Origin of the sequence: Variovorax sp. Root318D1 (assembly GCF_001424835.1) — a bacterium.
Classification (GTDB): domain Bacteria; phylum Pseudomonadota; class Gammaproteobacteria; order Burkholderiales; family Burkholderiaceae_C; genus Variovorax.
In genome coordinates, this window is sequence record NZ_LMCQ01000001.1 from 288,071 (window position 1) to 302,357 (window position 14,287).

The window sequence follows — 14,287 nt, forward strand, 5'->3', positions numbered from 1 at the left end:
AACAAAAGCAGCGCCTCACAGCACCACGAAAAGCAGCCACACCACCACGGGGGCCACCAAGGTCACGATGGCGCCGTACACCATCAGCTGCCGGAAGAACACGTCGCGGTCCACGCCCTTGGCGTTGGCCAGCACCAGTGCGCCATTGGTCGAGAACGGACTGACGTCGACGATGGTCGAGGACACGGCCATCGCAGCGATGAAGCCAATGGCACTGACGCCCGTGTCGCCCTGCAGAAACGGCACCGCCAGCGGGATCAGCGAGCCGAGCACCGCGGTCGAGGAGGCGAAGGCCGACACCACGGCGCCGACGAAGCACAGCAGCAACGCGGCCACCATGGGCGAGGTGAGCCCGGCCACGCTGTGGCCGACGAAATCGATCGTGCCCATCTTGTCCATCACGCCCACGTAGGTGCTGACGCCCACGATCAGCATGATCTCCGGCCACGACACCTGGCCCAGGGCGCGCCTTTGCAGATTGGGCGCCATCAGCGTGAGCACGAGGCCAATGCTGATCGAGACGAAGCCGATGTCCTGCTTGAAGAACAGCGTCAGCACGGCCAGCGCGAGCAGCCCGGCGACGGTGGCGATCTGGTAGAGGCGCGAACCCTGGTCGGCCGGGACCGCCGGCGCCGCGTCCATGAGCGACTCGCCAGCCGCAGTCGCGACGCGGCGCTCTTCCGCGAACGATTCGGCCTCCGCATCGCCAAATACCTGCGCCCCGCCCTGCGCATGTGCAGCGCGGCGCGTTGCGGGTACTGCGCCGGACACGTCGGCCTTCTGACGCAGCAGCTTCATGCCGCCCATGAGGAAGAACAGCAGCAGCGACACGGACAGGTTGACGCCCAGGCTCGCAAGCATCGTCGTGATCTCGCTGAGCGGCAGGCCGGCCTTGGCGACGATCTTGTTGGTGATGCCGCCGTAGATGCTGATCGGCGAGAAGCCGCCGCCTTGCGCGCCGTGCACGACCATCAACCCCATCAGCAGCGGATTGATGCCGTACTTGGCGGCAAATCCGAGAGCGATCGGCGCGATGATGGCCACCGCCGCAGGGCTGACCGCGCCCACCGCCGTGAGCAGCGCGGCGATGAAGAACATGATCCACGGAATGGCGGCAATGCGCCCGCGCACCGCACGCACCGCCAGCTTCACCAGCCAATCGATGGTGCCGTTGTTCTGCGCCAGCGCAAAAAGGTAGGTGATGCCCACCAGCGTAAGAAACAGGTCGGCGGGGAAACCACCCATGATCGCCTTGGCGTTCATGCCCGCCACCAACGTGCCGACCAGGAAGGCGCCGACGAAGGCGATCACGCCCATGTTGATGGGCAGCACCGTGGCGAGCACGAACATGCCGACCAGTGCGTAGATCGAAATCCAATGTGAACTCATCGATGCGTCTCCGGTGTTTTAGGTGGGACGCACATGCACGGCGCGTCTGGGTCCGTACGGTACGCACCCCCTCCGGGACGATCAATGAAGCGGCGTCTGCGACCTTTACGCCCAGTGAAACGATCGAGGGTTAACCCTGACGATCAACTGCCCCGTACTCAGCCGAGGTCGGCTTTGGCCAGGCGGCACACCGACAGCAGCGCGAGCAGGTTGGGATCGCGCTCGCGGGTGCGCAAGAAATTGAGCGCGATGGTCTGGCGCATCAGGTACCTGGGCTGCAGCGGGATCAACTGCACCTTCTGCGGCATGACGCCGCGCACCCGCCCGGGCAGCAGCGTGTAGCCGACGCCACCGCTCACCAGGTTCATCAGCGAGAAGATGTCGTCGGTCTTCATCACCACGTTGGGCGTGAAGCCGGCGATGCGGAAGGTCTCGACAAACCCCCGATAGGTCACGAAGCCTTCGCTCAGGCTCACGAAGCGTTCGCCGGCGCAGCTGCTCAGGTCGATTTCCTTTTGCCCGGCGTAGGGGGAGCCCACCGGCGCGGCAAACTGGATGTCGTCCTCGAACAGCGGCTCGGATTCGACATCGGCCACATCCTCGGGGATCGCCATGAGCGCGGCGTCGATCGCGCCATCGCGCAGCTTTTGCAGCAGGTGGGCGTTGGACCCGAGCACGAGTTCGGTGTGCAGGTCGGGCTTGCGCAGCTTCATTCCCATGATCAGCTGCGGCACCGTGCGGCTCGTCAGCGAATAGAGCGAGCCGATGCGAATTCGGTCGGCCGAGTAGCCGGCGACTTCCCGCGTGGCGCGAATGCCCTGGGCCATGGTGCGAAGCACCTCGCGCGCCACTTCCGCCAACGCATGGGCGGCTTCGGTCGGGTGCAGGTTGCGGCCCTCGTGCCGAAACAGCGCGCAGCGCAGCCCGGTTTCCAGCGAATGCAGGGCGCGGTGCACGCTCACGGCGCTGATCTCGAGCTTTTCCGCCGCACGGGCCAGGTTGCCGGTCTCCATGAAGGCCAGCAGGATCTCGAGCTTGCGAAAGGTGATCTCTTCGTCGACGTGGAGGAGCATGCGCGGCCCTGGGGATGAAGGCCGATCGTAAGCCTTGTCGACCTGCGACGACGGCAAGGTCACCGGCCGAGAGCTTCGATACCGAACCGGCATCGAACTCCAGTGCGGCAGAAGAGGCCTAGAAGGCAGCGCTTTGGGACCGCGCCTGGCCTGAATCCGGGCGTCGCGCAGTGATTGAAGCCGTTCGCGTCGCTTGTGGCCGAGTGGGAAGGTCGTCGTCTGTTCCGCAATAGCGTGCCACGGCGCGCCCCAGGTGCGTGATCTCATTCACTGTCGCACGCGGCGGCGCCGCGCCGTGTGGCGGCGTGAATGCCACCTTGATGTAGCCGGCAACTTCCAGGTGCCTCAGCTGATCGATGACAGAGTTGCCCCAGAACTGCACCGGCAGTTGCGCAGCCAGGACTTGGGTGAACAGCGTATGTCCCATGTGCCTCTCCAGTCTCACATCAATCGCGCTCCGCGGGAAAATCGCATCGAGGTCTGGGCAAAGTTGCGGATGTCGCCCAACTTCGCGATCTCGGCGAGGCCCTCGTCGGTGATGCCCTCCACCGTCGCAATCGAGGCTTTGGTGTACCGCCCGGCCGGCTGAAGCGCCGTAATCCTGGCCTCGATCAAACCGGTGGCAATGAGCACGGATACATCGCGAATTTCTTCCGGCTCGACGACCTGCACCGGCAGTTGGGTGCGTAGAAGCCTCATCAAGAACAAGAGCGGCATTCGATCCTCCGGGTTGCCGGCTCGCTATGCCCAATGTGCCGGCTTGTACTTGGGAAAGAAAGTGTGTTCTCGGGTGCGACAAGTTGCAACCGGGCCTATCTTCAATCGGGGCTATATCTGTGAGCGGCATCACATCTGCTGACGTGTTCAGGCATGGAAATGCCAATTCCAGCGCTTTTTTTTGCCTTGGTCCATGGCTGGTACCGGTACCGCCCGGGATGGAGCGCCTGCGCACCGCAGCAGGCTGAAGCTCCAGCCGGGCCTGTCGTCAGACTGCCGCCGCGGGCACCCGAAGCTCCTTGCGCAGGATCTTTCCCACCGCGCTCTTGGGCAATGACTCCAGGAAGGTGATGTGGCGAGGCACCTTGTACGCCGCAAGGTGCTTGCGGCAATGCGCTTCCAATGCCTCCGCCTGCAAGCCGGGTGCGCGCCGGACGACGAAGAGGTGAGGGACCTCCGCCGAACGCTCGTCCGGCACCCCGACGCACGCGCATTCGAGTACGTCCGGGTGCATGGCGACCACCCCCTCGATCTCGTTCGGATAGACGTTGAAGCCGGAGACCAGGATCATGTCCTTCTTGCGGTCGACGATGTACATCAGGCCCTGCGCGTCCATGGTGACGATGTCGCCGGTCTTGAACCAGCCGTCCGGCGTGAAGGACCTGCGCGTTTCGTCTTCGCGGTTCCAGTAACCCGCGAAGACCTGCGGGCCCTTGATCAGCAACTCGCCGGGCGTGCCGAGTGGCACCGGCTCGCCCGCATCGTCGACGATCAGAACATCGGTGGAGGGCACGGGCGCACCGATCGTGCCGTTGCAGCCGGGCGCATTGAAGGTCGCGCTGGGGGATGTTTCAGTGAGCCCGTAGGCCTCGGTGATGGGCGGGCCCCCGGCTTTCACCCACTTCGCGGCAACTGCTTCCTGGATCGAGGCGCCGGCGCCGATGACCACGTTGCAGCGGGAGAAGTCGATGCCCGCGATCTCAGGCAAGGTCACCATGGCATTGAACATCGTGTTCACGCCGATCAGCATGTCGAAAGGCGCCCGCTTGAGTTCGGCGCAAAGCGCCTGGGCATCGCGCGGGTTGACGACCAGTCGGTTGTGCGCGCCACTGGCCAGCGACGTCAATGTGGTCCCGAGCGGAAAGATGTGGTACAGCGGCAGCGGCGTCACGATCTCGAAGTTGTCGATGTCGAGCGCCAGTGCCAGCCATGAACGCATCTGCAGGGAGCTGGCAAGCACGCTGCGGTGCGTCAGGCACGCCCCCTTCGAAACGCCCGTCGTGCCGCCGGTGTACTGCAGGAAAGCCAGGTCGGAGGGGCTGACACGCTCGCTGGCGAAGTCGGCATCCGCGAGCGAGGAGGTTGCGTCCCGCAAGCTGACGACTTGGCGGCCATGACTCGCCGGCACTGCGTCCGCCTTGCCGCCCGTCGCAAACAATGCCTGCTTCACCTCTTTCATCGGCACGGTCATCACATACCGAACCTGTGTCTGGTCGAGAACCTCGTTGACGAGTCCCATGAAAGGCTCGGCTGCCAGCAGTGCGGACGAACCGGAATCGGCCAGCTGATATTGCAGCTCGCGCGCCGTGTAGAGCGGATTCATGGTCACGCCCACCATGCCCGCGCGCAGGATGGCCGCCAATGCCACCGGATAGATGAGGTTGTTGTGCAGCAGCAGGGCCACCCTGTCGCCCCGCTTGAGACCGGCCGCTTGCAGCGAACGGGCGAGCAGCGCCGATGCATGCTCGACCTGCGCGAAGGTCAGCGATTCACCGGCGCACGTCACGGCCGTCTTGGCGGCGTGCCTCGTGAAAGCGCGTTCCAGCAGGGTGACGAGGGTCTCTTGTTCGTCGAGGACGATGTCGCGGGGAAGTCCTGCCGGGTAGGAGGCATGCCAGAGTCGTTGTTCCATGTGATTTTCCTTCGTGCGGTGGGGCGGAGGTTCAGGGCTGCAGCGCTTCGCGAACGAAGTCCATCCGGTCCTGGCCGAAGAACATCTGGTCGCCGACAAAAAGCGTGGGTGCGCCGAACACGCCGCGCTCGACCGCCTCTTGCGTCGTCGACTTCAGCGCGGCCTTGGTCTCGGGGTCCTGCGTCAGGCGCTCGATTTCGGCGGGATCGAATCCACCTTCGGTCAGGATGCGTGCCGTGAGCTGCGCATCGTTCAGGTTGAGCGCGTCGATCCAGAGCGCCTTGAACACGCAGGCCAGCAGTTGCTGCAGCTGCTCGGGGCGGCGCAGCTGGACGCCGGTGACCGCGCGCATGAGAAACAGCGTGATGACCGGGAAGTGCGGATTGCCCTGGAACGGCACGCCATACCGGCGCGCATGGCGCTCGTAGTCCATCTGCGTATAGCGTCCCTTGACGGGAATGGTGGCGGGCGAGGCGTTGCCGGTGGCCTGGTAGACGCCACCCAGCAGCATCGGCCGGTAGACGAGGTCGGCGCCATGGCTGGCACACAAGCCCGGCAACTGCGTCCAGGCGAGGTACGACGACGGGCTGCCGACATCGAAGAAAAAATCAACTGACTTGCGCATTCATGGCTCCTTTAAGTTAACGAACGTTTGGTAAACGGAAGCTATGTGATTAATGCAACCCCGTCAACGGGGTTTCACTGGGTTCTTCTTCGATTGACAAACGAGCGTTCAACAATTAACGTGCGATGACTTAACGGACGTTTTTTAAAGGAGAACGCATGGACCCATCAACCAATCCCCGCGGTGTGGCTCTCGTCGTCGGCGCCGGCGACGCCACTGGCAGCGCCATCGGCGCGCGCTTCGCCCGCGAGGGCTACGTCGCTTGCCTGACACGGCGATCGGCCGACAAGCTGGAGCCGGCCGTCGAGCGCATCCGCGCAGCTGGCGGCCAGGCTTTCGGCTACGGCAGCGATGCACGCAAGGAGGACGACGTCGTCGCCCTGATCGATCAGATCGAGAAGGAGCGCGGCCCGATCGAGGTGATGGTCTTCAACATCGGCGCTAACGTGCCCAGCAGCATCCTGGAGGAAACCGGGCGCAAGTACATGAAGATCTGGGAGATGGCCGCCTTCAGCGCATTCCTGAATGCGCGCGAGGTCGCGCGCAGGATGGTTGCGAGGGGACGCGGGACGATTCTCTTCACCGGCGCGACGGCAGGCATCCGCGGCTCGGCGAATTTCGCGGCCTTTGCCGGTGCCAAGCATTCCCTTCGCGCGCTGGCCCAGAGCATGGCGCGCGAACTCGGCCCGCGCGGCATCCACGTGGCGCACATCGTGGTCGACGGCGCCATCGACACGGACTTCATCCGTACCCAATTCCCGGAACGCTACGCGCTCAAGGAACAGGGCGGCATCCTGAACCCCGAGCACATCGCGGAAAACTACTGGTACCTGCATACCCAGCCTCGTGACGCCTGGACCTTCGAGATGGACCTGCGCCCCTACATGGAAACCTGGTGAAAGACACATGAAAACACGCATCACTGAACTCTTCGGCATCCGCCACCCGATCATCCAGGGCGGCATGCACTACGTCGGCTTTGCGGAGCTGGCCGCGGCCGTCTCCAATGCCGGCGGCCTCGGGCTCATCACGGGCCTGACCCAAAGGACGCCCGAACTGCTGGCCAAGGAAATCGCGCGCTGCCGGGACATGACGGACGAGCCCTTTGGCGTGAACCTCACGTTCCTGCCGACCTTGTCTTCGCCGCCATACCCCGAGTACATCGCGGCCATCGTCGAAGGCGGCGTTCGCATCGTCGAGACGGCGGGGCGCAGTCCCGAGGCCTACATGCCCGCGCTCAAGAAGGCCGGCATCAAGGTGATCCACAAGTGCACCTCGGTGCGCCACGCGCTGAAGGCCGAAGCGATCGGCTGCGACGCCGTGAGCGTCGACGGTTTCGAGTGCGGCGGGCATCCGGGCGAGGACGACATGCCCAACATGATCCTGCTGCCCCGGGCCGCCGAGGAGTTGAAGATTCCGTTCGTGGCCTCCGGGGGCATGGCCGACGCGCGCAGCCTGGTGGCGGCCCTGGCGCTGGGCGCGGAGGGCATGAACATGGGCACGCGCTTCGTGGCGACGCAGGAAGCGCCGGTCCACCAGAACGTGAAGGACGCCATCGTGGCGGCCACCGAGCTCGACACGCGGCTCGTGATGCGCGGCCTGCGCAACACCGAGCGGGTGCTGACCAATTCATCGGTCGAGCAGTTGATCCGGATCGAGAAGGAAAAAGGCGCCGATCTCAAGTTCGACGACATCATCGACCAGGTGGCCGGCGTTTACCCGCGCGTGATGATGCAGGGCGAGATGGATGCGGGCGCCTGGAGCTGCGGCATGGTGGTCGGCCTGATCAACGACATTCCGACCGTGCAGGAGCTGATGGACCGCATCATGGAAGAGGCCGAGCAGCTGATCACGCGGAGGCTCTCAGGGTTCCTGGAGCCTGCCCTGGCATAGCCTGCGGACATCGGCCGGCTCACTTTGCCCAGTGAGCCGGCTCCGCATTTGACATCATGAGCCGCCGTCCGTTGACGGGGCGTTCACACCAGGTATCGCTGCACGGCTGCTTCGTTGAACTCGACACCCGACCCCGGCCGCTCGCTGGTGTAGGCCATCCCATCGCGCACGTCGAGCGGCTCCTTGAGGATCGGGTTCCACCAATCCATGTATTCGAGCCAATGCGCGGTCGGCGTAGCGCAAAGCAGATGGGCGCTGACTTCCGGCCAGAAATGGTTGGAAAGCGCCACACCATAAAGCTGGCCCAGTGCGGCAATTTGTTGCCAACCGGTGACCCCGCCACATCGCATGGCGTCGGGCATGGCCAGGCCGCGCACACCCGCGTCGAAGGCATGGCGGAAACCGAGAGCCCCCAACCAGTTTTCACCGGCTTGCAACGGCGTGGTGGTGGCCGCTGCCAACTGCACCAGACCGGCGTGGTCGTGGGCAACGATGGGCTCTTCGATCCAGGCGAGGCCTTCGCCCTCCAGAGCGCGCAGGCGCCTCGCCGCATCGCTGGTACCAAGCGACTGGTTGTAGTCGACCATGATGGCCGCGTCCGGGCCCATCGCCGAGCGCATGGCGCGCACGACGGCCAAGTCTTCCGCGACGGTCGGGTAACCGATCTTCGCCTTGACCGCTCTGAAGCCTTTGCGCGCCCACTTCTCGGCGGACCGGCCGCTGCCCAGCGCGCCCTCGTAGCTGACGCCCGCATAGGCCTGGACCGGTCGCGGCGATGATCCAAGCATGGTGGACAGGGGCCGCTCGTGTGCGCGAGCGAAAGCGTCCCAGACGGCCATGTCGATCCCGGCCAGGGCCATCCCGACCAAGCCTTCGGTGCCAAGCATCCGGAAGTGCCCATGCAGCCTGCTCGAGAGATCGGCGGGCGCCAGAGGCTGGCCGACGGCGACCGATTCGAGATTGCGCATCAGCTCGGCCAACGGCTTCTGTGCGGAGAGCCCGTAGCTGAAGAGGATGCTATGGCCTTGTACGCCAGCGTCCGTGTTGATGGTCAGGAGCACGAGGGGCGACACCCCGACCGTGCCGGAGGCAGTGCGCAGGGGCTCGGGCATTGGCACGATGACGCAGCGGACCTGGAACGAGGAGATTTTCATTGGGTGCTCTCGAAAATGGGTTCAGGCCGCCGCCCGCGCCGTTGTTGCCGGTGGTGCAGAGGAGGGCTCGAATTCGGCCAGCAGCGCCTGCCGGGCAATCTCCGCTTCAGCCATGCTGCGCTCCTTCACGTGGCCATAGCCGCGGATGCGCTGCGGCAGATGGGCCAACTGGATTGCGATCTCCAGGTTGCGTGCGCGCAGTTCGCTTGCCAGGCGCTGCAACAGCACCTCGTAGTTGGCGATCAGCTCGCGTTCGGCACGGCGCTCGGCGGTGTAGCCGAACAGGTCGAATGGCGTGCCGCGCACAAATCGAAGCCGGGCCAGCACGCGCATCGCAGGCAGGATCCAGGGGCCGTATTCTCTTTTCTTCAATTGCCCGGTCAGCGGGTCGCGGCGCGACAGCAGGGGCGGGGCCAGGTTGAAGCGCAGGCGCTGCGGCCCCTCGAATTGCGCGGCGAGCGCGGCCTGGAACTCCGGTGCCGCGTGCAGGCGCGCCACCTCGTACTCGTCCTTGTAGGCCATCAGCTTGGCGAGGTTTTCGGCGACGGCCAGCGACAGCCGCTGACTGCCGGGTGCCACCGCGGCCTCGGCTTGCGCGATTTTTTCGACCAGTGCGCGGTAGCGCCGGGCGTAGTCGGCGTTCTGGTAGCGCGTGAGCAGTTCGGTGCGGTGCGCCAGCACCTCCTGCAGCCCTTGCGGCAGCTTCGGCGCGGGCGGCGAAATACCGGCCGAGGCCGCCTCGACCGCGGCGCGGTTCGTGACCCACAGGCGGCCCAGGCGCAGCGCGCGACGATTCGACTCGACCTGTACGCCATTGAGCTCCAGGGCCCGCTCGATGGCCGCCACGCCCACCGGCAGCCAGCCCTTCTGCGCCGCCACACCCAGCAGGAACGTATTGGCCGCCACCGCATCGCCACACAGCGCGGTGGCGAGGCCGGTCGCGTCGACATAGTCCACATGCTCGGGGCGTACCACGCCCGCGACCTTGCGCTGGAGCATGGACACCTCGACCCGATGGTCCGGGTTCCTGGTGAAAACCGCGCTCGGCGGTACGCGGTCGTTGCCGAGGAAACGGCTGCGTTCCATGTCCAGCGTGCGTGACGCTTCGTCCGCCAGACCGGCGAGCATGTCGAAGGCCAGCATCAGGTCGGCTTCGCGCAGCCCGATGCGCTGGCTGGCGATGCCCGAGGGCGCCGCCGCGACGCGCAAGTGGCTGAAGACCGTCCCATTCTTCTGAGCCACGCCGGTCATGTCGTAGACCGAGGCGGCCTTGTGTTCCAGGTGCGCCGCCATAGCCAGCACCGCGCTGACCGTGATCACGCCGGTGCCGCCGATGCCGGCCACCATGACGGAAAAGCCATCGGCAACGGGCTGCACCGGCGGTACGGGGATGTTCTGCAGCAGCGCCTCGGGTATGTCGCCCTGCGCGGGCCGGCGCAGGCTGCCCGAGCTGACCGTGACGAATGACGGGCAAAAGCCCTCCGCGCAGCGATAGTCCTTGTTGCACGAGGACTGGTTGATGGCGCGCTTGCGGCCCAGGGCGGTTTCCACGGGTTCGATGCTGATGCACCCGGATTGCGCCGAGCAGTCCCCGCAGCCCTCGCACACGGCCTGATTGATGAACAGCCGCTTGGGCGGATCGACCATGACCTTGCGCTTGCGCCGGCGGCGCTTCTCCGCGGCACAGGTCTGTTCGTAGATGAGTACGGTGCAGCCCGCCACTTCGCGCAGTTCGCGCTGCACCGCATCGAGATCGTTGCGGTGACGTATCGTCACCTCTTTGGGCATGGCGGCATCGGAGCGGTGCAGATCCGGATTGTCCGACACCAGCACCACCTGCTTCACGCCTTCGCCCAGCACTTGGCGGGCCACCCGGCTGACCGAAATAGGCCCATCCACGGGCTGTCCGCCCGTCATGGCCACGGCGTCGTTGTAGAGGATCTTGTACGTGATGTTGGCTTTGCTGGCGACCGCGCCGCGCAGCGCCAGCAGGCCGGAGTGGAAATACGTGCCGTCCCCGAGGTTCTGGAACACATGGCGTGTCTTGGTGAAATGGTGCAGTCCGCTCCAGTTCATGCCTTCGCCGCCCATCTGCGTGGACAACAGGGTGCGCGCCTTGTAGAACATCGCCATGCTGTGACAGCCGATGCCCGCCAATGCGAAGCTGCCTTCGGGCACGTTGGTGGATGTGTTGTGCGGGCAGCCCGAGCAAAAGTAGGGAGGGCGGCTGTCCTGGGCCGTCGCCAATGAGATGACGCCGCTGCGGCGAGGGGCCAGCAGCGCAATGTGCGCCTCCAGCGCTGCATCGGCCAGGCCCGCCGTGCGAAGGCGCGCGGCGATCGCCAGCGCGAGGTCCAGCGGTTCGAGTTGCTTCTCGAGGGTGACCAGCGGCGAACCATGCTCGTCGTTTTTGCCGACGATGCGCGGGCGCGCCGCGTCGTTGTACAGCACGGCGGCGGCCTGCCGCTCGACGAAGGCGGCCTTTTCCTCGATGAAGAACAGCTCGGCCTTGCCGGCGGCGAATTCCTTCAGCCCGACCGGCTCCAGCGGCCACACCATGCCGACCTTGTAAAGCGCCAAGCCCAGCGTGCGAGCCCGCGCGTCGTCGATGCCCAGATAGGACAGCGCCTGGCGCGTGTCCTGGTAGGCCTTGCCGGCTGAAACCAGCCCGAACCGCGCACTCTGGTCGCCCATCGTGCATTGGTCGATGCGGTTGGCGCGCGCAAAGCGCAGCACCAGCGGCAATCGGTGATGCATCAGGATGGTTTCGTCGCGCGCCGGCGCGAACGCGCCACGGTAATGCACGCCCTCGGGCGGCAACAGATCGGCCGGGTCGGGCAGGGCGATGTGCTGCGCCTGCGGGTCGATGTCAACCGTGGCCGTCTGCTCGATGGTCTCGTTGACCACCTTGAGGCTGGCCCAGCAGCCGGCGTAGCGCGACAGCGCAAAGCCTACCAAACCGAACCGCACGATGTCCTCGACGTTGGATGGATACAGCACCGGGATCGAGTTGGCGGCCATCGCCTGCTCGCTTTGATGCGCAACCGTCGACGACTTGCCGGGGTGATCGTCGCCGAACACCGCCAACACGCCACCGCGCGGATGCGTGCCGGTGTAATTGGCGTGCTTGAAGGGGTCTCCGGAGCGATCGACGCCGGGCCCCTTGCCGTACCACATGGCGAACACACCATCGACGTTGGCGGGACCCAGCGCGTCCAGCTGCTGCGTGCCCCAAACCGCTGTCGCGGCCAGATCTTCGTTGACGCCCGGATCGAAAACGATGCCCGCCTCCTTCAGGTGCCGCGCCGCCGCCCACAGTGCCTGGTCGAAAGTCCCCAGCGGCGAACCGCGATACCCGCTGACATAGCCGCCGGTGGACATGCCCGCGAGGCGGTCGCGTTCACGCTGCAGCAGCAGCACGGCGATCAACGCCTGCGCGCCGGTCAGGAATGCCGAGCCCTGCGCCAGATTGAAGCGCTCGTCCAAGCTGGCGAGCGAGCGCAGCGCGCCGGCTTCGACCGAGGGTCGGGCGCGATCGATGATGTCGGGCGTCGGGCTCATCGTGCGGACGCTGCCGCGTGCTGGGCCTCGTAGACCTGCAGATTGCAATATGCGGTCTGCAGCAGGGGAACCGCTGCGCCCACGAGCCTGGCTTGTGCAATCAGGTCGCCCAGGATGGCCTGTGATTCCAGTCGCGGTATGCCGGCCATCATGTCGCGCGCCATCGACGCGGCCCAGGGTGAAGTCGGGTCCAGCAGGACGCGCTGGACCATGCCGACCGAGGCCGGGCCCGGCGGGTGGCCGGACAGGGTGGCAACCTGCGTCACTTCGTCGATCGACTGACGGATCACGGCCTCGCCACCCGTGGCGCCCAATATCTGGCCGACACTCGCGCGCATCAGCGTGGTCGCGGTGGCCCCGGACGCGAGCATCACCCACTTCTCCCATAACTCCTGCTCGATGTCGGCGGAGAGCCTGCGCATGCCGGGCGTGCGCGCGATCAGTTCGTGAAAGCGCTGCGCAACGGGCTCCTGCGACGCAGCACGCGCGCCGAGGACAAACACGTCGTTAGGCCCGAAGTGCTGGATCGCGCCGTCGGGCATCAGCATGGTGGCGATGTAAGCAATGCCGCCGAGCACCTTGTCGCTGCCGAAGCGCTGGTCCAGCCGGTTGTAGGCTTCCACGCCATTGATGACGGGCAGCACCAGCGCGCCCGCTGCCACTGCGGGGGCGATCGTGTCCATCGCCTCGTCGAGATCGAAGGCCTTGCAGGTCAGAAGCACCACATCGGCCTGTGCCGCAGGCCCGGCCAGTTCGGCGCGGCTGAGCGTCGCAACGGGCAGGTTCATGTCGCCCAAGGCACTGCGCGCGACCAGCCCGTGCTCGCTCAGCTGAGCCCGGCGCCGCTCGCGCACGAGGAAGCGCACTTGTGCCCCGGCCTGTTGCAGGCGGGCCCCGTAATAGCCACCGGCCGCGCCGGCTCCCAACACCAGAATTTGCATGGAGATTCCCTCTGTTTACTGCGCTTGCAAGTTGATCGACTTGGCCACGGCCCGCATCTTGGCGGCCTCTTCCCTGAAGAAGTTGGCCGCCTGTACCGTGTCCAGGGGCCCCAAGACCCGCGAGCTGTTTTCGCGCACGAAGCGCAGAAATTCAGGCTTTCCCAGCGCCTCGGCGCTGGCACGGTTCAGGCGCGCCACTTCGGCATCCGGAACCCGCGTCGGGACAAACAGGCCGCTCCAAACCGAGTGACTGAACGACTTGAGGGAACTGCCCTCGTTCAAGGTCGGAACGTCGGGGAGGTCGGGGTTGCGCTGCTCGCTCGCAATGCCGATGGCCTTCACCTTGCCGGACTTCAGCAATCCGACCACAGGACCGGCGAGGGGAAGGAACGCCAGATCAATCTGGCCGCCCACCAGGTCGGGCACCATCGAGGCCGTGCCTTTGTAGGGCACCGCCATCAGCTTTGCGCCGATGCGCGCTTCGAAGTCGGCTGCCGCTATGTGGGATGAGGAGCCGTGGCCGATGTTGCCGATGGAGAGTTCCGGGTTGCCAGGCTTACGTACGTAAGCCACAAGCTCATCGACGTTCTTGAACGAATGCTTGGACGCGCTCAGCAAAATGAAGTCAGTCGTGCCCAGGGGCGCGACCAGCTTGAACGACTCTGGCGAGTATTTCGCCGTAGCAATGCTCAACGGTGCCAGGATCAGGTCGGGTCCGCTCGTGCCCAGGACCACAACGTTGTCGGGCGCCGCCGAAGCCACGTTCATCGCGCCCAGCGCGCCGCCCAGGCCTGGCAGGTTCTCTACGACGACGGGCTGGCCCAATGCGTCCTGCAGGGCCGGCTGTATCTGCCGGAAGGTCACGTCCACTGCGCCTCCGGCAGGCCAGGCCACCCGAACAATGAGGGGCTTGCCGCTCGCGTTTTGTGCATGCGCGGCGGGAAGGAAAAGCGAAGCGGCGACGGCCACGGCGAACAGAATTTTTTTCATCGCATTGCTCTTTTCTCTGGATGGGCTCGACG

The 14,287-nt window shown here is 65.6% G+C and carries 12 protein-coding genes; 2 read left to right on the forward strand and 10 right to left on the reverse strand.

Features of this window, described 5'->3' with window-relative positions; translation table 11 throughout:
• Window positions 1-15: 15 nt before the first annotated feature.
• The 6 genes from ASC78_RS01310 to ASC78_RS01335 all read right to left on the reverse strand — a co-directional run bounded on the left by ASC78_RS01310 (window position 16) and on the right by ASC78_RS01335 (window position 5,716).
• A complete protein-coding gene (locus ASC78_RS01310) occupies window positions 16-1,389 on the reverse strand; it encodes an SLC13 family permease (protein ID WP_055795388.1) in 1,374 nt (457 codons plus the stop codon).
• Window positions 1,390-1,547: 158 nt separating this feature from the next.
• Window positions 1,548-2,462, reverse strand: a complete 915-nt coding sequence (locus ASC78_RS01315) for a LysR family transcriptional regulator (RefSeq protein ID WP_055795390.1) — start codon at window positions 2,460-2,462, stop codon at window positions 1,548-1,550.
• Window positions 2,463-2,580: 118 nt separating this feature from the next.
• The gene (locus ASC78_RS01320; protein ID WP_055795391.1) at window positions 2,581-2,889 is read right to left on the reverse strand and encodes a hypothetical protein; all 309 of its coding nucleotides are present in this window, start codon (window positions 2,887-2,889) and stop codon (window positions 2,581-2,583) included.
• Between the two features lie 14 nt (window positions 2,890-2,903).
• A complete protein-coding gene (locus ASC78_RS01325) occupies window positions 2,904-3,179 on the reverse strand; it encodes a hypothetical protein (protein WP_055795393.1) in 276 nt (91 codons plus the stop codon).
• Window positions 3,180-3,447: 268 nt separating this feature from the next.
• Window positions 3,448-5,091 carry an AMP-binding protein gene (locus ASC78_RS01330; protein ID WP_055795394.1) on the reverse strand — a complete coding sequence of 548 codons (1,644 nt, stop codon included), beginning with the start codon at window positions 5,089-5,091 and terminating at the stop codon, window positions 3,448-3,450.
• A gap of 31 nt (window positions 5,092-5,122) precedes the next feature.
• Window positions 5,123-5,716 (reverse strand): 2-hydroxychromene-2-carboxylate isomerase, encoded by a 594-nt coding sequence (locus tag ASC78_RS01335; protein ID WP_055795396.1) that lies wholly within the window; start codon window positions 5,714-5,716, stop codon window positions 5,123-5,125.
• A gap of 158 nt (window positions 5,717-5,874) precedes the next feature.
• On the opposite strand from ASC78_RS01335, the gene ASC78_RS01340 reads away from it, so the two are divergent.
• Together ASC78_RS01340 and ASC78_RS01345 are read left to right on the forward strand one after the other, a co-directional pair.
• Window positions 5,875-6,615: an SDR family oxidoreductase gene (locus ASC78_RS01340; protein WP_055795399.1), complete on the forward strand. Its 741-nt coding sequence runs from the start codon at window positions 5,875-5,877 to the stop codon at window positions 6,613-6,615.
• Window positions 6,616-6,622: 7 nt separating this feature from the next.
• Window positions 6,623-7,609 carry an NAD(P)H-dependent flavin oxidoreductase gene (locus tag ASC78_RS01345; RefSeq protein WP_055795400.1) on the forward strand — a complete coding sequence of 329 codons (987 nt, stop codon included), beginning with the start codon at window positions 6,623-6,625 and terminating at the stop codon, window positions 7,607-7,609.
• 83 nt (window positions 7,610-7,692) lie between these two features.
• Here ASC78_RS01345 and ASC78_RS01350 read toward each other — a convergent pair whose 3' ends face one another.
• The 4 genes from ASC78_RS01350 to ASC78_RS01365 are packed head-to-tail and all read right to left on the reverse strand — an operon-like array spanning window position 7,693 to window position 14,255.
• Window positions 7,693-8,763, reverse strand: coding sequence for an enolase C-terminal domain-like protein (locus tag ASC78_RS01350; protein ID WP_055795402.1), 1,071 nt, complete (start codon window positions 8,761-8,763; stop codon window positions 7,693-7,695).
• 21 nt (window positions 8,764-8,784) lie between these two features.
• Complete coding sequence (locus tag ASC78_RS01355; RefSeq protein ID WP_082517360.1) at window positions 8,785-12,324, reverse strand: indolepyruvate ferredoxin oxidoreductase family protein; 3,540 nt, start codon at window positions 12,322-12,324, stop codon at window positions 8,785-8,787.
• Window positions 12,321-13,265: a 2-dehydropantoate 2-reductase gene (locus ASC78_RS01360; protein ID WP_055795404.1), complete on the reverse strand. Its 945-nt coding sequence runs from the start codon at window positions 13,263-13,265 to the stop codon at window positions 12,321-12,323. The genes ASC78_RS01355 and ASC78_RS01360 overlap by 4 nt, the downstream gene beginning before the upstream one ends.
• Before the next feature lie 15 nt (window positions 13,266-13,280).
• On the reverse strand, window positions 13,281-14,255 hold the full coding sequence (locus ASC78_RS01365) for a Bug family tripartite tricarboxylate transporter substrate binding protein (RefSeq protein ID WP_055795406.1): 975 nt from the start codon (window positions 14,253-14,255) through the stop codon (window positions 13,281-13,283).
• Window positions 14,256-14,287 lie beyond the last annotated feature (32 nt).